The sequence below is a fragment of the Streptomyces doebereineriae genome, assembly GCF_031845645.1.
Lineage (GTDB): Bacteria > Actinomycetota > Actinomycetes > Streptomycetales > Streptomycetaceae > Streptomyces > Streptomyces canus.
This window is the reverse complement of record NZ_JAVREZ010000015.1, coordinates 47742-66931: the sequence shown is the minus strand read 5'-3', so window position 1 is coordinate 66931 and position 19190 is coordinate 47742. Positions and strand designations below refer to the sequence as shown.

General features: G+C 70.0%; 21 protein-coding genes. 18 read left to right on the top strand and 3 right to left on the bottom strand.

Annotated features, from left to right (window positions below; all coding sequences use genetic code 11):
- Nucleotides 1-368 precede the first annotated feature (368 nt).
- Nucleotides 369-1043, bottom strand: coding sequence for an HAD family hydrolase (locus RNB18_RS34815; protein WP_311718078.1), 675 nt, complete (start codon nt 1041-1043; stop codon nt 369-371).
- A gap of 135 nt (nt 1044-1178) precedes the next feature.
- Here RNB18_RS34815 and RNB18_RS34810 point away from each other — a divergent pair, with 135 nt between their 5' ends.
- Nucleotides 1179-1589 (top strand): helix-turn-helix domain-containing protein, encoded by a 411-nt coding sequence (locus RNB18_RS34810; RefSeq protein ID WP_311718077.1) that lies wholly within the window; start codon nt 1179-1181, stop codon nt 1587-1589.
- Complete coding sequence (locus RNB18_RS34805) at nt 1502-2398, top strand: transcriptional regulator (RefSeq protein WP_311718076.1); 897 nt, start codon at nt 1502-1504, stop codon at nt 2396-2398. The genes RNB18_RS34810 and RNB18_RS34805 overlap by 88 nt, the downstream gene beginning before the upstream one ends.
- Before the next feature lie 928 nt (nt 2399-3326).
- Here the strand turns inward: RNB18_RS34805 and RNB18_RS34800 are convergent.
- Complete coding sequence (locus RNB18_RS34800; protein WP_311718075.1) at nt 3327-4091, bottom strand: GntR family transcriptional regulator; 765 nt, start codon at nt 4089-4091, stop codon at nt 3327-3329.
- A 132-nt stretch (nt 4092-4223) separates the two neighbouring features.
- On the opposite strand from RNB18_RS34800, the gene RNB18_RS34795 reads away from it, so the two are divergent.
- From RNB18_RS34795 to RNB18_RS34750, 11 genes are all read left to right on the top strand, one after another.
- Nucleotides 4224-5255, top strand: coding sequence for a hypothetical protein (locus tag RNB18_RS34795; protein ID WP_311718074.1), 1032 nt, complete (start codon nt 4224-4226; stop codon nt 5253-5255).
- A 164-nt stretch (nt 5256-5419) separates the two neighbouring features.
- Complete coding sequence (locus tag RNB18_RS53840; RefSeq protein WP_394817720.1) at nt 5420-6034, top strand: ATP-binding protein; 615 nt, start codon at nt 5420-5422, stop codon at nt 6032-6034.
- On the top strand, nt 6015-6491 hold the full coding sequence (locus tag RNB18_RS34790) for a hypothetical protein (protein ID WP_311718073.1): 477 nt from the start codon (nt 6015-6017) through the stop codon (nt 6489-6491). The genes RNB18_RS53840 and RNB18_RS34790 overlap by 20 nt, the downstream gene beginning before the upstream one ends.
- Nucleotides 6492-6539: 48 nt before the next feature.
- Nucleotides 6540-7859, top strand: a complete 1320-nt coding sequence (locus RNB18_RS34785; protein WP_311718072.1) for an ATP-binding protein — start codon at nt 6540-6542, stop codon at nt 7857-7859.
- Nucleotides 7856-8263, top strand: coding sequence for a roadblock/LC7 domain-containing protein (locus tag RNB18_RS34780; RefSeq protein WP_311718071.1), 408 nt, complete (start codon nt 7856-7858; stop codon nt 8261-8263). Before RNB18_RS34785 ends, RNB18_RS34780 begins: the two co-directional genes overlap by 4 nt.
- Before the next feature lie 41 nt (nt 8264-8304).
- Complete coding sequence (locus RNB18_RS34775) at nt 8305-8631, top strand: DUF742 domain-containing protein (RefSeq protein WP_266554832.1); 327 nt, start codon at nt 8305-8307, stop codon at nt 8629-8631.
- Entirely contained in the window at nt 8609-9211 is a 603-nt protein-coding gene (locus tag RNB18_RS34770; protein WP_311718070.1) for a GTP-binding protein, read from the top strand. Before RNB18_RS34775 ends, RNB18_RS34770 begins: the two co-directional genes overlap by 23 nt.
- Nucleotides 9208-10488 carry a cytochrome P450 family protein gene (locus RNB18_RS34765; RefSeq protein ID WP_311718069.1) on the top strand — a complete coding sequence of 427 codons (1281 nt, stop codon included), beginning with the start codon at nt 9208-9210 and terminating at the stop codon, nt 10486-10488. The genes RNB18_RS34770 and RNB18_RS34765 overlap by 4 nt, the downstream gene beginning before the upstream one ends.
- Nucleotides 10485-11744 carry a cytochrome P450 family protein gene (locus tag RNB18_RS34760; RefSeq protein WP_311718068.1) on the top strand — a complete coding sequence of 420 codons (1260 nt, stop codon included), beginning with the start codon at nt 10485-10487 and terminating at the stop codon, nt 11742-11744. Before RNB18_RS34765 ends, RNB18_RS34760 begins: the two co-directional genes overlap by 4 nt.
- A gap of 156 nt (nt 11745-11900) precedes the next feature.
- Nucleotides 11901-12137, top strand: coding sequence for a hypothetical protein (locus RNB18_RS34755; protein WP_311718067.1), 237 nt, complete (start codon nt 11901-11903; stop codon nt 12135-12137).
- Nucleotides 12134-12499, top strand: a complete 366-nt coding sequence (locus RNB18_RS34750; RefSeq protein WP_311718066.1) for a hypothetical protein — start codon at nt 12134-12136, stop codon at nt 12497-12499. The genes RNB18_RS34755 and RNB18_RS34750 overlap by 4 nt, the downstream gene beginning before the upstream one ends.
- Before the next feature lie 17 nt (nt 12500-12516).
- On the opposite strand, the gene RNB18_RS34745 is transcribed toward RNB18_RS34750, so the two are convergent.
- Nucleotides 12517-13485 (bottom strand): Twin-arginine translocation pathway signal, encoded by a 969-nt coding sequence (locus tag RNB18_RS34745; RefSeq protein ID WP_311718065.1) that lies wholly within the window; start codon nt 13483-13485, stop codon nt 12517-12519.
- Nucleotides 13486-13670: 185 nt separating this feature from the next.
- Here RNB18_RS34745 and RNB18_RS34740 point away from each other — a divergent pair, with 185 nt between their 5' ends.
- The 5 genes from RNB18_RS34740 (at nt 13671) to RNB18_RS34720 (ending at nt 19140) form a co-directional block, all read left to right on the top strand.
- The gene (locus RNB18_RS34740; protein WP_311718064.1) at nt 13671-13826 is read left to right on the top strand and encodes a hypothetical protein; all 156 of its coding nucleotides are present in this window, start codon (nt 13671-13673) and stop codon (nt 13824-13826) included.
- An 86-nt stretch (nt 13827-13912) separates the two neighbouring features.
- Complete coding sequence (locus RNB18_RS34735; protein ID WP_311718063.1) at nt 13913-14557, top strand: hypothetical protein; 645 nt, start codon at nt 13913-13915, stop codon at nt 14555-14557.
- 366 nt (nt 14558-14923) lie between these two features.
- The gene (locus RNB18_RS34730) at nt 14924-15241 is read left to right on the top strand and encodes a hypothetical protein (RefSeq protein ID WP_311718062.1); all 318 of its coding nucleotides are present in this window, start codon (nt 14924-14926) and stop codon (nt 15239-15241) included.
- A gap of 130 nt (nt 15242-15371) precedes the next feature.
- Entirely contained in the window at nt 15372-17177 is a 1806-nt protein-coding gene (locus RNB18_RS34725; RefSeq protein WP_311718061.1) for an acyl-CoA dehydrogenase family protein, read from the top strand.
- 388 nt (nt 17178-17565) lie between these two features.
- The gene (locus RNB18_RS34720; protein ID WP_311718060.1) at nt 17566-19140 is read left to right on the top strand and encodes a hypothetical protein; all 1575 of its coding nucleotides are present in this window, start codon (nt 17566-17568) and stop codon (nt 19138-19140) included.
- The last annotated feature ends 50 nt before the right edge of the window (nt 19141-19190 follow it).

Below are 19190 nucleotides of genomic sequence, written 5' to 3'. Positions count from 1 at the left end.
GGCGCACAGCGGAACGGCCCCGCAACCATGGGGCCATCGGACGACGTTTGAAGACGGACCCTAACTCGGCCAGACCCGCCCTTCGGACCGGGTCCGCCACTGGCCCTGCTCATTCTGCGCGCTACACACCGGCTTTCCGTTCCGCTCGAAGAGCCGTGGCGCGCCGCGTGTCCCGCCGGACACGCCTTCTTCGGCGGCGGAAACAGATGGTTCAGGCGGGCCCGCTGCGCCGACGGCGACGCGTAGATCTCGAGCCGGGCTGGCCGTAAGCCGGCCCACCCCCACCCGGACCGTTTCTCCTCACAAGGGCTGCGTCGGCGTGCTTCTCGGCTCCGCCGCCAGTTGATCAACTCGACGCCGTACCTGTTTCAGATGCCGTTGTGTACGAGCTTGACCAGCAGTTCGGTGTCCCGCAGATCAGGCAGGACCACCTCTGCGCCGGCGTCGCGGAGTACAGCTTCGTCGCTTCGGCCGGTGGCGACGGCGATCGCGCGCACTCCGTTGGCGTGGGCACCCTCGATGTCGGCTGGCGTGTCCCCGATCAGGACGGCGGCGTCCGCGGTCGTGTGGGCGCGCTCCATGGACAGGCGGACGAGCTCGGCGCGCACGTCGTGGTCTTCCCCGTAGGCGCCCAACTCCCACAGGATCGGGGTGTCCAGGCCGAAGACCTGCAGCTTGAGCTGGGCAACGGCGCGGATGTTCCCCGAGACCACGGTCTGCCGTACGCCTGCGTCGGCGAGCTCGTTGAGGGCCGCGGCCGCGCCTGGCAGCGCATGGCCGCGCTCGCGGAGCTCGGCGGCGCCCTCCAGGTGCGCGGCGGTGAGGGCGCGGGCGAACCGCTCGAAGTCCGCGCGGTCTGTGGTCAGTCCGTGGAGCTTCGCCGTCTCACGGAAGATCACCGGCTCGGTGATGCCGTCGATGCGCGCCTGCTGGCGCATGCGTTGACCCGTTGTCTGCAGGAACGCGGAGGCCGACAGTTCGCGGCCCACACCGCGTGTGTCAATCAGGGCGTGGTCGACGTCCCACAGGACCAGTCCGGTCATTCGGCGCCTCCCCAACTGCCCAGCCATCGCTGGGTTACAGCGTGTCACACGGATATGAGCGGGCCGTAGGCGCCGGCCCTGTCCCAGCCTCTACGCTGACGCCACAAGGACGGACCGGGAAAGGGGGCGACGGAGATGACGTCACCTTCGCCGAACCTGTCCGTGGGTCCCACCATCCGGCGCTACCGGCAGCAGAAGGGCGACCGGTCGGTCGCTTCAGTCGCTGGGCTGTGTGGGATCACTCCGCGCTATCTGCACATGATCGAGGAGGGGAAGAAGGTCCCGTCGGTGGACGTGCTGGACCGGATCGCCGCAGTGCTGGGCGTTCCCCTGGCCGCGCTGCTGGCCGGGGAACCGATCGACCACCCCTTGACCCCCGTCAGTGCGGCGCCGGCAGTTGCCCGGGCGTTGCTGGGATCCACCCGTGAGCCTGGGCTCGGTGCGGTGATGCGGCGCGGTTGCGGGATCGTGTCGAGTGGGCCTGGCATTCCTGGCAGACCTCGAAGGACCGCTTCACCCAGGCGGCCGGCCACTTACCGGGGTTGATCACGGACGTGGAGGACGCCGTACGACGCCACCGGTACGGCCACGATCCACAGGCACGGCGCGAGGTACTGCGCGTGGCCGCCGATCTGTACGGGCTGCTGCGTTCGTACTGCCGCAGGGTCGGCCGGCTCGACCTCGCCCTCCTGGTCGCCGACCGGGCCATGCAGGCCGCCGAGGAGGCCGACGATCCCGTGCGCCGGGCCGCAGCGTCGTGGAACCTGGGCCACGTCCTGCTCTCCCACAACGACCCTGACGCGGTGGAGGAAGCCAAGGAGATCGCGCTCCAGGCCGTCGCGCATCTGCGCACCCTCCCGGCAAGCACTGCGTCCCAGGCCGTCGAAGGAGCTCTCGAACTGGTCGCTGTCGTCTCCGACGCCCGGCGCTGCGACTGGCCGCAAGCCCGCCGGCGCCTGGAACAGCGGGCCCTCCCGCTCGCCCGGACCGCGGGGGAGGGCAATATCCAGTGGACGGTGTTCGGCCCCACCAACGTGGCGCTGCACGCGATGAGCATCGAGATGCTCGCCGGTGAGGCGGCCGAAGGACTACGGCTGGCCGACCAGGTCGACACCAGCCGACTGCCCAGCCGGGAGCGGCAGTTCACCTTCGGGCTCGAGGTCGCCCGCTGCTACCACCTGCGCCGCGACGACGCGGCCGTCCTGGTGCACCTGTTCAGCCTGGAAGACCTCGCCCCCGAGGACCTCTCCCGCAGCCCCGCGGCCCGGACCATGGTCCAGGACCTGCAGCTGCGGGTACGCCCCGCATTCCGCCGCAAGGTCGACGCCCTCGCCGGCCGCCTCCAGCTCGCCTGAGGACGGCGCAGACCGATGGAGGGGACCAGCGAGCCCGGGTCTGGCTGTGCCGAAACCGAGGCAGTCCGCTGCGCCAGAACGCGACCGCCGGCCTTGACTCTGGTGTGCCGGATGTGGCGTCGGCGCCTTCCGGATTCTCGACGCGGGTAACGCGTTCGCAGTGACACTGCGCCCAGTAGGCGGGCCGTTGCTAATCGGCTCACCGGCCGTAACGATGGACGCGATCCAAACCGTGTGAGTCACCTAGTTTGGAACGGGGCTATGGGCGGCGCCTCATGCTCTGTGTCGCCTGGACATGCAATCGCAAGGGATCGACCAACCATCACCGATGCCCGTAGTGGGGGAGAGGGAGTCCGCGATTTTGCGAACTGTCAGTTCGCCCACGGCTCCCTTCCCGGCTCTACCTTCACGTGAGCCGCGGGTGGAGGAGGCAACCGTATGGGCTGCGACGGGACGGCTCGGGCGAGCGGGCGTGACACGGCTGCGACCGAGGAGGTCGGCGTCATCACCGTCTGCCAGTTCTTCGCGCTGCAGGCGCTGGAGCGGCTGACTGCGCCGGGCGCGGTCAGCGTGAACCCATTGCCGGGCGCTCCCTCCTTGTCCTTTCTCGTCCCCGCGGGTGCCGCCCGCTGGCGGCCGTCCCACCCTGGCGCTCGCGGATCCTCCATGGAGGTGGTGTTGCCACCGGACGGCAAGGAGGCGCCGCCCGGGCCCTATTGGCTGATTGAGCGATCGCAGGGGCTGACGTCCGTGGCCGCACTGCGGGCGGCGCTGGAGGCTGTGGCGCGTCGATGGCCCGAGCGGGGGGCGGGATCTGCCGCTCTGGTGCGCGAGTTGTGGGTTCCGCACGGTGCGCGCTCTGCGGCTTCCGGACAGGACCGGTTCCCCCGTGGCAGGGGCTGGTGAGATCGTGGCGCCCCGTACGGCGCTACTGGGCGTCCACTCCGAATTCGTAGGCGACTTCCCAGCGGGCGTCGGGGACGGTGATGTCGGCGGTCTCCACTGCGCGGCCGTCGCCGTCGTAGTAGGTCCGCTCGATCACGAGGACCAAGTCCCCGCGGCCGATGCCGAGCAGGTTGGCCTGCTCCTGTGTGGCCCGGCCGGGGCGGGGGACTTCGAGTGCGGTGACGATGTCGACGCCGATGGATCGCATCCGCTCGACGACGCCCTTGCCGGCGAGAGGGCCCATCTCGGGCAGCAGGATGGGAGTGTCGCCTGTGATCGCCATCGGCTCCCAGGACACGGAGAGCTGTGCGGGCTGTGTGTCGGCGAGGAACTCGTAGCTGGTGCGGACGCAGGGGTCGCCGGGCTCGATGCCGAGCCGTTGGGCGATGTCGTTCGGGGCGGGTGTGCGGGCTTCGGAGTGGGCCTCCCAGGTTCCTGCGCGCCCGAGTTCGGCCATGTCCGCGCGGAAGGGGCTGCCGCGGCGGCGTTCGCGGTGCCGGGAGCGGATCATGCGGCGGCGCTCGCGTGGTTCGGCGACGAAGGTGCCGGATCCGGCGCGGCCCTGCAGGCGTCCCTCGGCGATGAGGCGTTCCACGGCCTTCTGCATGACGTTGGGGCCGACGTCGTACTCCTCGGCGAGCCGTGCGCGGGAAGGGAGTCTTTCTCCAATACGCCATTCGCCGCTGTCGAGTCGGCGGCGCAGGGCGTTGGCGACGGCCTCGTGCTGCGGCGGCTCCTCGTGGCCCATGCAAGGACTCCGTACTGGTCAGCGGCTCCCAGATGCCCGGGTTCGGGCGACTCGATTGACAAGTTAATGCATCAGGTCCAAGCTAATGCATTAAATCTACGCTACGTAGTCAATCGTACGCGGGGGAACTCCGTGAAGTCGCCGAACGCCCAGGCCACCGCCATCGTTTCGATGCTCAGGGCGCTCGGCGCAAGTCCGGTGGAGAACCGGACGGACAGCTGCGCCCGGATCGAGGCCCAGGTGCCGTCCACCATCAGCGAAGACCTCCTGGCGGACCTCTTCCGCCTTCTCCAGCACGCATCGGACCGCTACGGCCACGACCTCCAAAAAGATGGCGCATCAGTCATATGGGCTGAGATCGACACCGAGGACCAGGTCCAGCGGATCGCCCTCCCGCCCGCTTGCAGCATCGTCGGCCGCCCCACCCGCGAGGCCCACGTCGCGCTCTACACCTGCGCCGGCGACACAGAGTCCGCCACCCGAACGCTGGCCGCCCTGCACACCTTCGCCGCCGCCCAGGGCTGGACGGCCGTCCACGAGGCGCACGACCTGGCCCCGCTCACGACCCAACGCCGCGGCCGGACCGGCTGGCGCACGATCGAACGCGCTCTGACCGACGGCAGCGCCACAGGGCTCGTCGCCCAGACCGAGCAGGAAATCGCCAGCCGCCCCGCAGACCGCGCCTCGCTGCGCACCTGGATCACCGACCTCGAGGCGTTCGCCGTGTACACCGGTGCGCCCTCACTCGCAGGGCCCGCCGCCGTATGGTCCGGCACCTACGACCTTGTTCCGGACAGCGTGCGCCAGCTGAAAGTGACGGCCCGCCTGCATCTGTCGCTGCGGCGGTGGCCTGGCGATGTCGACTCCGCCGTCGAGGTCCTCGCCCGTCTCGCCTTCAACGCTGTTGCACACGCCCAGCCCGTCAGCAGGGCCCCGGCCCAGATGCACGTCCACCTCTCCCTCACCGATGAGGGAGACCTGCTTATGGACGTCGAGGACCCCAACCCCTCCTTCCCTGACGCGCAGGCGGCCCTGAACGGAGAGCGAGGTCGCGGCCTGCGCGACGCCCTGGCCTTCGGCGCAGAGCTGAGGCACTTCCTCGCCTCCGACGGCCTCAGTAAGACGGTCCGCGCCGTCCTCTCACCAGGGGAGGGCCTCGGATGACCGGCCTCGCGCACAGCCGGCACGAGCGGGCATCCCCGTCTCCCGAACACAGTGCCGGTCGCCCCTTTCATCATCCCCACCCACCCGCGACCAGCAGATCGCCCCGCACATGCTGCCCACCCTCCCGATAAGACCTCCCGGGAAACCTGTCAGGAATCCATCACATGAGCGTGCACCACACGCCAGACACCTGGACCGTGCGGGAGATGCTGCCCGTGCACTGGACCACGTTGCGACGCGTTCCGCCCCACCGGCTCCAATCGAAGCCCTCGCTGCCGCCCGCACCGGACAGGCCGAAGACACGGCCGTACTTCAGCGTGGTCTGGCAACTGCCGGGACGAACGGACGCCACCCCCGCCAGGGCCCGACGCCTGCTGACAGAAACCTGCCGTGTGTGGCGCATCCCGCGCCTGGTCACGGAAGACCTGAGGCTGATCGTCTCGGAGCTCACGACCAACTCGGTCCTGCACGCGCCAGGCGAACACGTAACCGTGGGCCTGACCCTTACGGCCGACAGCACATGGGTCTTCTGCGCTGATCAGGGCCCACGCAGGCCTATGCACCCCGGCCACATGGATACGGACCACGAACACGGGCGAGGGCTGCTCCTCGTCGACGCGCTGGCCAGCCGCTACACGGTCACCCCCTGCGGCCCAGGCACGGCCGTAGCGGCATGCATCCCGCTGCCCGCATGCACAGCCGACCAGGTCCACACCCCCGAAGGCACCGTTGCCGCTGCCCCCACCGAGGAATCCCCTGATGCCCCACATAGCCATTGAGCACGCGGGGGCGGCCCCCTGGACGCGCGTGACCGGCCCGGCCGGGCAGCCGCGCGGTGCCCACGGGCAGCCCCCCACCCTGCCCGACATGCTTCCGGCCGCGCACCTGGCCTCACGCCCCGTGGACGTGGAGGTCGGGACGGAGTTCGACATCGTTGTACTGCCCGAGGAGCAGGCCCGGCGGACCGTCGACCTGCTCGCGCACTGTCGCCCTCACCCCGTCGGCGCGGCAGTGTCCCGGCCGGGGGAGTGGGTGCTATTCCTTCCGCCCCGCTCCGGGCTCGGCACGCACTGGCGCAGGCCCGCCACCCACTACGACAGCGGCACGCTCCAGGTCCCGCCCGTCCTCACGGCCTGCGACGACCTGCGGTGGACCCGCCTGGGCAACGCCGGGCGAGGCGGCCGGTTCTACACCGCTCCCCTGATGGTGCATCCCCTCCTGCCGCTCCTCGGGTGACGCCCTCATCCCCCCATCCATCTGCCGTCCTTCCGTCACGAGGATCTGATGACCCTGATACCCGACGCGCTGTTGTGGGCGACGTCTGCTGGTTGCGCCGCTACCGGCGCGGCCGCGCTGTTCTACCGGGCCCGATGGCGAGCTGTCGACACCCGGGCTGCCGAGGCCGCCCAGCGGGCCGCCGCGCGAGACGAGGAGGCCCGCAACCTCGCCCAGTCGCGGCTCCCGGGCCTGGTGTTCGCGTTGCAGAACGGCACCCCGCCCTCGCACGGCATGCTGTTGCACCCGAGCCTGGCCAACACCGAGACCGCTGCCGCCTACGAATCGGTCCTCAACCAGGTCGCTCAGCTGCTGGACGACACATCCCGGCGGGCGGAGGCAGCCACCCGGTCCGCGGTACTCGCCTGCGTCCGCTCCGTCCAGTCCCTGGTGTACGAGCAGCAGGGCTCAATCACCCGCCTGCTGGATACCGAGCACGACCCGAAGATCCTGGCCCTGGTCCAGCCCATCGACCACACCGCCAGCCAGCTCGCGCGCCGCTTGCAGATCCTCGGCGTGATCGCAGGCATGTGGCCCGGACGACAGCGGGACGACGTCGCCCTGCTGGACGCGGCCAGGGGCGCCATGTCCCGCATCCGCGACTACACCCGCGTGCGGACCCCCCGGGAATCGCGGCACTACGTGGCCGGACGGTTCGTCGAACCCGTCGTCCTGGCCCTGGCCGAGCTCCTCGACAACGCGGCCCGCCACAGCCCCCCGTCCACGCCGGTAGAGGTCAAGTTCGTCGAAGCCCATCAGGGCGTAAGCGTCGAGATCCACGACGCCGGGGCCGGCATGTCCCTCGAAGCGAGGCAGGAGGCCGCACGACGCCTTTCCGGGCAGACCCCGGTCCGGCTGACCGAGTTGCGCAACCCGCCCTCATTCGGGCACCTCGGCGTCGGCGAGCTCGCCCGGCAATACGGATTCCGCGTCCAACTCGATGAGGACCACTCCCTCCACGGCGGAGTGCGCGCGGTGGTGTTCCTGCCCCACGCGCTGCTGAGCAAGCCCCCGGCCCGCACGGAGCCGTCCGCAGCCTCAGAAGAGCAGACCGCGTACGCGGCTCCCGCACCGCACATCGACACCAGCGCGACCGCTACCGCGGGCGAGTACGAGATCGCCCCCGACGGGCTCGCCGTGCGCGGCGCCCGCCGGGCAGGCCCCCGTCCAGCAGAACGCCCGGCCCGACGCCCGCTGGCCGACTCCGAGCCCCCGCCGCCCGGCTCCGGGCGAGGCCTTGCCGCGTTCGTCCAGGGCACGCGCGCCGCCCAAACGGACAGCCCGCAGATTTCTACCCCTTCCCCCACGAGTGAGGAGTCCCCCCGATGACTGCGTCCCGCCCCGACCTGGCCTGGATCCTCAACGGCCTGGTCAACGCACCCCACGCCCGGCACGCGCTGCTGCTGTCTGCCGACGGCCTGCCGGTCGCACACTCCGACGGCTGTCACACGGACCTCGCCGACAAGATCGCGGCGACCGTATCCGGCCTTCAAGCCCTCAGCCGCAGCGGCGGCCTCTTCGTCAGCGACGAGAACACCACATGGCAGCAGACCATGGTGCAGTACGGGGCCGGCTACCTGTTCGTCATCGCCGCAGGCTCCGGCGCCCACCTGGTGGCGTCGGCCGGTGCCGACGTGGACATTGCAGGTTTCTCGTACCGGATGGCCGACATCGTCAAGCGCCTGCCCGAGGCACTGGCCGTGGCACCACGCGAGCACTCGCCGCAGGGATGACAGGCCCCCATCAGGGCGATGACCGGCTAGTCAGAACCTACGTGGTCACCGGCGGCCGGTCATCGCCCAGCCGCAACACGTTCGATCACATTCTGCTGATCAGCCTGTCCCCTTCGGCTGCTCACCTCAGCCGAGGCGACCTCAACCACGAGCAGAACGCGATGCTCGACCTCCTCGCGCGCAGTGCGCAGTCCGTCGCCGAACTCGGAGCGCTGCTGCGGCTTCCGGTCAGCGTGGTCCGCATTCTGCTCGCCGACCTCATGGAATCCGGCCACATCACGACCGGGCGGCGCATCCTCGACGCCCCGGATGACGTGCCCGATCGAACACTGCTGGAGGCAGTCCTTGCCGGACTACATCGGCTCTGACCCCGACCCCGGACCGGGGCTGCGCGGGGACGAGCGCACTGTGAAGGCCCTGGTCGTCGGCCACATGGGCGCCGGGAAAACGACCATGGTCGACTCGATCTCCGAGATCGAACCCGTCAAGACCGAAGAGGCGATGACGGACGCGGGCACCCACATCGACCGCGCTGACCTCCCCGACAAGACGACCACGACCGTGGCCATGGACTTCGGCCGCGTGCACCTGAGCGCCGACCTCGTCCTCTACCTGTTCGGAGCCCCCGGCCAGGCACGCTTCTTCGACATCCTCGAAGACCTGGCCCGCGGTGCGCTGGGCGCGCTCGTGCTGTGCGACCCGCGCCATCTGGCCGAGACCTATCCGATCCTCGAAGTCGTCGAGGCCCTCGGCCTGCCCTACGTGATCGCCGTCAACGAGTTCGACGACGCCCCCCGCTACACCGAGGCCCGCCTGCGCGAAGTCATGGGCCTCGATCCCTCCACCCCGCTCGTGTCCTGCGACGCCCGCCAGCGCGGAAGCACCCGCGATGCGCTGATCGTCCTCGTCCAGCACCTCCTGACCACCCTCCCGGAGCCCGTGCGATGACCCACCACGCCCAGCAAGATGCCGGGCAGTGCCCGGCACACACACCCGACCCCGCCCGCCCGCTGAGGATCTTCGGACCGGACTTCAGCGCCAACCCCCATCGCACATACGAGCTGCTGCGGGCCCAATCCCCGGTGCCCGCCGTCGAGTTCGACCCCGGCCAGTGGGGATACCTCGCCGTCACCTTCCGCGCCGCCCAGTACCTCCTTCGCAACAACCCCGGCAGGTTCCGGAAGGACCCCCACCACTGGGAGGCTCTGCGCCGCGGGCAGGTCCCGCCCAACAGCGCGGCCCTGATGATGATGGCCCCACGTGACAACGCGCTGTGGAAGGACGGACCCGAGCACCTGCGGCTGCGCGCGGCCCTCACCGGGGCGCTGGGACAGATCGACACCCACCAACTCGCCCACACCGTCACCGAGATCGCCGACCGGCTCATCGACGCATTCGCGTCCGTCGGCACAGCCGATCTGGTGGCCCAGTACTGCGACCCGCTCCCCATGCTGACGGTCAACTCGCTGTACGGCTCCCCGCCCGCGCTCGGCGAGGAGATCATCCACACGGTCACCCGCCTGTTCCTCGCCGGCCCCGACGCGGCCGAGGCCAACACCGCGCTGGAGAGTGCGTGCCTGGAGCTGACCCGCTACAAGCGGGCCCGTCCGGGCCGGGACGTGGTCAGCTCGCTGATCGCCGCAGGGCTGACCGACGACGAGATGATCCCCAGCCTCATCCTGCTGTTCGGTGCGGCAGGCCCACCCCCCGCCAAGCTGATCGCGTCCGGGCTGCGCCGGATCATCACCGATGACCGGTTCGCGGGCGACGTCCACACCGGAGTGCGGCCCGTGGCCGCTGCCCTCGACGACGTGCTGTGGCACGAGCCGCCCGTCCCGAACTACTGCCCCCTGTACGCCCAAGGCGTCCAGGAGGTCGAAGGCGTGCAGCTTCAGCCCGGCTTCCCGATCCTGATCAGTTTCGCCGCAGCCAACGCGGACCCGGCCCTCACCCTCGGCCTGCCGCCCGAGGCCCGCACCGGCAACCGCGGACACCTCAGTTTCTCTGCCGGGGCGCACGCCTGCGCCGCCCCCGACCTGGCCCGGATCATCTGCGAGACCGCGGTAGAGCGGGCACTTGACCGTCTGCCCGGCCTCGCTCTGGCCGTCCCAGCCGACCAGGTCCCCCAGATGCCCGGCACGTTCATCGCCGGTCCCGCCGCGCTGCCCGTGAGTTTCCAGCGCGGGATCCCCCACCCCGCCCGATCCGGAAGGACCGCAGCATGACCACCCCCACCACTCCCACCGTCTCCGATCGCTGGCACTACGTGCTCGACCCGACCGGACGCGACATCCATGGCGAGACCGCCGCCCTGCGCGAGGCCGGGCCCGCCGCCCGCGTCATCCTGCCCGGCGGCATCCCCGCCTGGACGGTCACTGATCCCGACCTCATCCGGCGTCTCCTCTCTCACCCCAAGATCAGCAAAGACGCCTACCAGCACTGGCCGGCCTACTTCAACCACGAGATTCCCGCTGACTGGCCGCTGCGGATCTGGGTCGACGTCCGCAACGCCCTGACGGCGTACGGGGAGGAACACAAGCGGCTGCGCCGCCCCCTGGCGTCCGCGTTCAGTGCGCGCCGCGTGCGCGCCCTGGCCTCCCAGATCGCCGAGATCACCCGCGCCCTGCTCGACGAGCTCGCTGTCGTGGGCCCCGACGACGTGGTGGACCTGCGGGCCCGGTTCGCGTGGCGGCTGCCCCTCCTGTCGGTCAACCTGATACTCGGCGTCCCGGACGAGTTCCACGACGACTTCCGGGACTCGGTCGGCGCGCTGTTCATCACCACGACCAGCCCCGAAGAGGGCCAGGCCGCGATGGTCCGCATCTACGAGCTCATCGCCAAGCTGATCGGCTACAAGCGGCGCAACCCGGCGGACGACATCACGTCCCAGCTCATCGCCGCACGCGACAACGGCGAGATCAACGACAAGGAGCTTGCCGACAGTTTCATCTTGCTGATCGGTGCCGGCCACGAGACGACCGTCAACGCGATCGACCACGCGGTGGTCAACCTGGTCACCCACCCCGACCAGTTGGCTCTGGCCACGAGCGGAACCGTGCCGTGGAACCAGGTCGTCGATGAGTGCCTGCGCCATCAGGCGCCCGTCGCCACGATCATCCTCAGGTTCGCGGCCGAGGACGTGACCGACGAAGAGAGCGGCATCACCTTCGCCCGCGGTGACGCCATCGCCATCAACTACGCGGCGGTCGGCCGCGACCGGAAGGTGCACGGCGACAGCGCCGACGAATTCGACGTCACCCGGCCCACCACTCGCGAGCATCTCGCGTTCGGCCACGGCGCGCACTTGTGCGTGGGTATGGAGCTGGCCCGCATCGAGATCCGCACCGCGCTCGAGGAACTGTTCGCACGCTTCCCGCACCTGAGCCTGGCCGTCGAGCCCGACCAGTTGGAGCCCCTGCCGAGCATCATCACGAACGGGCACACCCGCCTGCCCGTCCGCCTCGGACCCTCTGCAGCCTGACCGCATCCCGCGTAGCGCCAGCCAGCTGTCGATCCCGGCAAAGAAACGTCCGTGCGCGGCTTCTCCCGTGCATCAGCCGCGCACGGACCCGCCTGCTGCCGGGCCGGTTGGCTTCGGCCCGGCAGCAGGGCTCCGCCCAGCCACTCACGGAGACGCATGAGTACCGTCTGGATCGCCCCCGTGGCCACGATCCTCGTTCCCACCCTCGTGGGCTGCTTCACGGCGTTGCAGATTTCCCGCACCCTCACCCGGACCTGGTCCGTGACCTTCACCAACATGGCCCGCGACCTCGACGAGGCAGCGCAGACGCAACCCCCCGAGTCCAGGCCCCCGGTGCCCACGCCACGGGGCCGCGGACGTCACGGCGCTCGGCCGTCCAGGAGGCCGCGGTGACGAGCCCGCGCGACCAGCGCAACCAGCGCGACCTCAAGATCGCCACCCTTCTGCGTGCCGGAGCGACCTACGCCCAGGTCAAGGAAAGCCTGAAGACCAGCGACAGGGCCATCAGCCGCGTCCGGCGCGCTCACCGCATCCCCCTGCCGCCCGGCCGGGCCAGACGCACGCCCGCCCAGCGCAAAAAGCTCGAAGCGCAGGCCGTGGCGATGCTGCTGGCCGGGGCCTCCCAGCGCGCGACCTACGCGAAACTCAAGGTGGCTCCCAACACCCTCACCCGGCTACGCAAGGAGCACCGCATTCCCGTCCATCGAGAGCGCCACAGGGCCCCGGCAACAGGAAGAGTTGACGCCGCGCAGTGACCGGCAGACCTCCTCCGTCACGCGGACGCTGCTCCGGATGCGTCCACGGGCGGCGGCAGAGTGCGCAGGCGTTCGCGCAGATCTGCCACATGCTCGGCGGGACGGGCGGCGAGCAGCCCTTCCAGGCGCTCCAGCCGGGTGCGGGCGGTGGCACGCAAGCGGCTCGGCGGCACCCGCTCAAGAACGTCCAGGGCGCGCTGGGCGGCATCAGAAGGTTGGTCGGAGGCCTCGGACTGAGCGAGGACCAGGGTGGCGGCGGCCCATCCGGGGGTGCCGGTGGTGCATGCGGCCGCGGAGGCCTCGGCGCGGGCGCGGGCTTGTTCGGTGCGGCCCAGCGTGAGGTGCGCCTCGGCTTGGTGCAGGGCAAGTTCAGGCTCGTCGAAGCCGAAACGCCCCGGGGCCTGTCCGGCCGGGTCGGCCTCGAGTTCTGTCAGCGCCACGTCGAGGGCGGCGCTCGCCTCCTGGTCGCGGCCCTGCTGGGCGAGGGTGGGCAGCAGCACCCAGGCGTGAAGCTGGGCACGGACCAGGCCGGCGGGGGCCGCGGCCGCGCCGCGCTCGGCGTACGCGAGCGCGGCGGTGAGGTTGCCGGTGTGGCGGGCCACCATGCTCTGTGCCCCGTACGCCCACGCCGCCAGCGCCGTGTCACCGCACCGGTTGGCGTACGACACGGCGGTGCCCAGGTGGGTGCGTGCGCCAGCCGGATCGTCGAGGTGGAAGGCCAGGTTGCCCAGCAGTCCCGACAGGCGGCCGACCTGGCGGTGCAGCTCGGTGCCGTCCGTGCCGGCAGCGAGCAGCCTGGCCAGCAGGGTGCGGGCCGCGCGGACCTCCTGGAACAGCACCGGGACGGGGTGCTTGCTGTAGTTGAGCTGGTAGTGGTCGGCGGCGGCTTCGGCGAGTTCGTCCACGAGCGGGCTGCCTTCGGGTTCCGCCAGGAGCGCGAGCTGGAGGGACTCTCTGACAGAGGGGAGCCCAGCATCGGTGGTCATCGGATCCGCCCCTTCCTGCCGGCCGGATGCGGCCACGCCGGCGTCGTTGCGACCGTATCCGATCAACTCCGCAGTCCACGCCGTCAGCCGCCTCCAGCAGAGGGCGCAGGCCACTGGTGGAGGAGCGCGAAGGTCTGCGCTGGTACGGTCCCCGCATGTATGTTGCCCGCGTTTCGGCTATCGCAGTGTCTCTGACGGTCGCCGAGCAGGATCAGGTGCACCGTGCTGCAGAGGCCGCGGGGAAGGACGTCGACGACTTCATGCGGGGCGCGGTCCTCGCAGCGGCCAACGATCCGCTCGCCGCCCGCGAGGACCGGATCCAGCACGACCACGCCGGCTGACACTGATCGCAACAGGACGGTCCGGGTTCCGTCCGCATCGGGCAACAGCCCTCCCCGGCTGATCAGCCTCCCGGGAAGCTGCCGCCGTGAACACGCTCCTCGAAGCCCTCGCAGGCCAGATGGACACCATCGTCAACGGTGTCATCGCCCTCGCCAGTGGTTTGGTGATCTGGTACCTGACGAACTGGTCGCGTGACCGCGCCGACCACCAAGCCGAACTGGCCGCCTTCCGCGAGCGGGCTGACGCCCTGATCGTCGCTGTTACCCACGTCAAGGCCTCCGCCGCCATGAGCCGCCGCCTGTGGGAGCACCCCATTGAGGTGTTGCGGCTGGTATTCATGGTGGCCTGCGCGGGCGGTGGTGAGGCCGCCCGCGTACGCGCCCTGGGCGGTACCAACCGGGACATGTTCGCGGTCGGCATGGGCGAGGCTGCACGGCTGAGCCTGCGCGAGTCGTACGCCAGCAAGACCGCCGTGGCCGCTCTGCGTGAGCCCATGGCCCGCGTTTACGAAGTAGCAGCCCCGTTCCTGCGGCACGCGGATGGGCGCGTTGTCGAGGCGACGAATGACCTGCTGGAAGCCGTTGGGGACGTCAAGGACAGCGCCAAGCTCGACGCGGCACTATCAGCCTTCGGGCGAGTCGTCGTGGCGGTAACCGAACCCCGCCCGTCTCGGTGGGCACGCCTGCGCAACCGAATGAGCCGCCGGGCGATCGGTACGCCAGAAAACTGACGGAGCGCGAGCAAGGCCCTGACACCTGCGGCGTGGGGCCTGCCTCGGAGATTTATATGTCACGGCACGTCAGCAACGACCTCAAGCGCCGCGCCCGCGAGCTCGCCGCCCGGGAACAGATCCCGTACAGCGCCGCTCTCGCCCGGCTCCGCAGCTCCCGCACTCCGGCCGACCAGCCGACTGACGCCCCGCGGACAAGGCCAGCCGCTTCCTGCTCCCCAAGGCCGTTCCTGTACCCCAACTGCTCACACCCGGACATAAGGAGCCCAGGGGGTGGATTACAGCCTTCGGCGGTCCGGCAACGGGTGGCTAGGTTGCTGGCGACCGCACGTCGGCCGGACGGGGTCGGTCTTCCCGAGGAGTCCCATGTCGCTCGATGCCGCAGTCGCACCCCAGCCCGCCTCCCCGCACGTGCCCGCACGCTGGGCGGTCGAGACCGACCCCCGGCTCTACATCGGGCAACGCTCCTCGGACCCACAGCGTGACGTCGACCAGCTCTTGCGGTGGGCGGCGGCACTGCGCAGCGAGCAGCTGCGCGCAGTTTCGGGCACGACAGAGGTGGACTGGACCATGCCGTTGGCGGTACACGTCGGCGGCCGCGTAGTCACCGCTTCTGCAGCCCGCTCACGAAGCGGGGACCTGCCGGGCCGCTGGCAAGGCACGGCTTTCGAGCGGAGCCGGTAATGTGCTGTCACCGAACCCCAACATAGGTTATTTAACGGTCGGTTGAGCGGGTATCTACCACCGCACAGGCCGTTCAATCGTGTTGATGATCATGCTGTGGTGAGCAGGCTCTCGGGCTACGTTGCCCCCTGTGACCCCCTCCCCTCTGTCTGAAGCCCCCGACTCCCTGGCCTCACTCAGACTCGCCCTTTTCGGCTCCCGCGCGGAGCAGAACCACGGGCCCTGGAAAGACCTGTTCAGCTCCACCCTCTTCTCCTTCCAGGAGGGGCTGACGCACCAGGAACGCACCGAACTGTCCTATCAGCGGCTCCGCATCGTGAACGAGGCGATCGCCGATCCACGTGCTCTGGTCACCGACGCGAGCGCGCTGACGGCCCTGCACGAGTGGGTGGGAGCCGCCGACGCCGGTACGGGCACCATCGCCAGCATCCACTTCAACCTCTTCCTCGGAAGCCTGCTGGACCACGACCACGCTGACCGCGACCTCGGCCCGTACTTCCGGATGGAGCGGATCGGCACCTTCCTGTGCACCGAGCAGGCGCACGGCAACGACGCCCCCCAGTTGGAGACCACCGCGACCTTCGATCGGGCCACGGGCGGATTCGTGCTGACCACCCCGACGCGGGGGGCACGCAAGTGGATGCCCAACACGTCCTCGGCCGGCGGCCCGAAGGACGCTCTGGTGGCCGCACGCCTGATGATCGACGGGAAGAACGAGGGAGTCTTCCTCTTCCTGACCCCGCTGACCGACGCGAAGGGCCGTCACCTGCCGGGCGTGGAGGTGGAGTTGCTGCCCCAGACGGCCAGCAGCCCCGTCGACCACTGCGCCACCTCCTTCCACGGCGTGCGCCTGCCGCTCACCGCGTTACTCCAGGCCGACCACGGCCGGCTCAGCCCCGACGGGACGTTCACCAGCACCCTCGGCAGCCCCCGAAGGCGGTTCCTGCGCTCCATCGGCCGCGTCACCATGGGCAAGCTGTGCATGAGCGCCTCCAGCCTGGGGGTGACGCGGCACGCCCTGGCCGTCGCCGTGCGCCATGGCCACCAGCGGATCACCTCCGGGATGACCAAGAAACAGAGAGTGCCCTTGATGGCCCACCGGAGCCACCACGGGCCGCTGATCGAGGCCATGGCCACCACCTATGCGGCCACACTGCTGCACCGGGTCGCCGTGCGACGGTGGACCGAGGCCGTGGAGAGCGAGCGCGCCGACGCCGAGCGTCTGGTGGCCATCACCAAGGGATGGGTCACCTGGCAGGCCCGGCAGGTCATGACGCAATGCCGGGAGCGGTGCGGGGGACACGGGCTGGTCCTGGCGAACGGGATCGCCGGCCAACTGGCCGCCAACGAGGGCACCATCACCGCCGAGGGCGACAACCTCGTCATCTGGATCAAGGCCGCGGGGGAGATGCTGCTGGGCGGCTTCACCCCGCAACCCCCTGGTGAGAAAGCCCCTGTCACCCGGACGCTGCACGACCCCGTGCACCTGAACGACCTGCTGGCGGACCTGGAGCGCATACGGCACGGGCAGGCCCGCGCCCGGCTGCGCGCCCGTCGCGTCGGCTCACCCATGGACCGCTGGAACGGCGCCTCAGGCCCGGCCCTGTCCCTGGTCGACGCACACGTCCACTGGCTGGCTGCGCAGGAACTCCTCACCGAAGCCCCACAGGCCGACAACCCGCTGGCCGGCCGCCTTCTGCACGACCTGCATAGGCTGTTCGCCCTGCGCTACGTGACCGCGCACAGCGGCGAGCTGCTCGCGCACGAACGGCTGACCGCCGAGCAAGTCCGTGCGCTGCCCGATGCGGTGGAAGCCGCCATCGCGACCCTGGCCCCGCACACCCTGATCCTCAGCGAGGCCTTCGCCGTGCCCGGCGAGCTCCTGGACGACCACCCCATGCTGCGCCTCGACCCGCCGGTGCCCCTCGTCGCGTGACCCCGTCCACGCCGGCCTGCGGCGCGGGCGCGCAGGTCAGGCGTGGCTACGGCGACGCCATTTGGGACCACCGAGGCGTCTCGAAGCGGCCCCGATCTGTGAAGATCGTCTCCCGTGAAGGTGGCCTGGAATGGCTCCACTTGGCCCTTCTGGCTCGTCACTCAGGGGGCCAGTTGAGATCGTCGCGGTACAGGCTTCACAAACTGGGCCCTGGAGGCGCCTTGGTAGAGCCGGAAGAGCACGCCGCAGCCAAGCTCCGGGAGCTCCCCGGCAGCGGGCGGCGGTGCGCACTGCGCGCCGGAAGCTTGACGAACTCCTCCTCCCCCGATCGGTTGACAGTCGCTGCCGCGGGGCCCGCGTTGGCCATACTCGGTAGGAGGAACTGGTGTTGAGGGGGCGGCCGTTGCGCTTGAAGATCTATGTTGCCGAGGGAGACCTTGCCAGTCATCGACCGCTACCGGGCGACAAGGCGGCCAAAAGACTGTTCGCAAATGACGGGCCGTTCGCCGAGCCGGGTACAGAACGCTGGCGGGCCCTTGGCCGGCACGTTGACGGGATGATGATCGACGTTTCCGTGCCGGAGAGCGCGACGGTCGGCGCGCTCATGGATGCGGCCTTCGCCCAAGCGCGTGCAGCGACGGTCACACGCTGGCCGCCGCTGGAGATGTGGCTCGCCGATGCCGTGACCAGGGAGAAACTACCGGCCGACCAGCGAATCGCCGACCTCGACCTGGCCGAGGACGACCCGCTGGTGCTGTACGTCAAGCATCCTCCGGGGATGTACGCGCTCGCCCCCATCGAAGACTCGGCTGCGCTGATCCGCAGGCTTGAGCTCGCCGAGGGGGTGCTCCCCCCGGACGGTGGCCCGCGTCTGTGGGGCGTGTTGCTGTACACCGATGCCGACACGGAACTCGCGGCCTACGTCCGTACGCATTTCGACGATCTGAACGCCCTCTCCGGCCCGGCGACCCGGGTGTTCGTCGTCGAGCGGCCCACTGACTGGCGTACGGCCAAGAGGTACTGGCGGGGGCACCTGGAACCGGAGCTGTACCGGACGTTGTCCATGATGAGGTGGTTGAACTGGCGGCCCTACGACCGCCAAGGCGCGTACGAGATCGCCGACTTCATGGGGCTCGACCGCGCGCTCCTGCCGTGTCTGGTGTTCTTCCAGCCGACCGGAGGGTCACCGGCCGAGGCGGAGAAGGTCGTGTTCCGCATCGAGGACGTCTCGGTCGGCTCCTTCCGCTCTCTGTTCGGCGGTATCGCGACAGCTCTCGGCGCCATGCGCGACACATCTGTCACCAGCCTCCAGGCGGAGATGTGGGAAGAGGAGGCCATGGCTCACGAGCGGTATAAGGAATGGTTCGCCGAAATCCGGCGACAGGATCCCGAGTGGTGGCGCAAGCAGCCGCTGCCGGCCAGGCCCAAGCCATCGCCCCAGGCCGTACTGAGTATCCTCGCCACCACGGGACGGGCCGCCGACGCCGAGGCGTTCGCACGCGTACGCGCGGCGGCGGATGCTATCAAGGGCCGGTTGAGCACCGTGCAGTCGTCCAGCACGGATCACACCCATACGTTCATCAACTGCCGAGTCGTCGTCACATCAGGAGCAGCGGTGTCGGAGAACTTCTACTTCCAGGGCGAGAAGACCACGTTCATCAACCGCCCGAAGGACACGGTGGTTCGCGACTTCCAGAACACGTACGGGCCGAGCGCGGGCAGTGATGATCTGACCCGGCTCCTCGAACTGGTTCTGTCCAGCAGAACCTTGTCCGACGACCAGCGCGACGAGGCGGCCGGCACGGTACACGACCTGGCTCGCCTGACCAGCGAACCCGAACCGGACGTGCCCGCCGTCCGCACCCGCATGGACCGCCTCCGTGAGCTGATGGCCGGCAGCGCGGACATCGCGCAACCCGCGCTGGCCATCATCGCGTCGGTGGCAGCGCTCTTCGGGGGCTGAGCGAGGGTCAGGCCTCAAGCGGTGGCCGCGCTTCACCTGGCGCCGTCTGC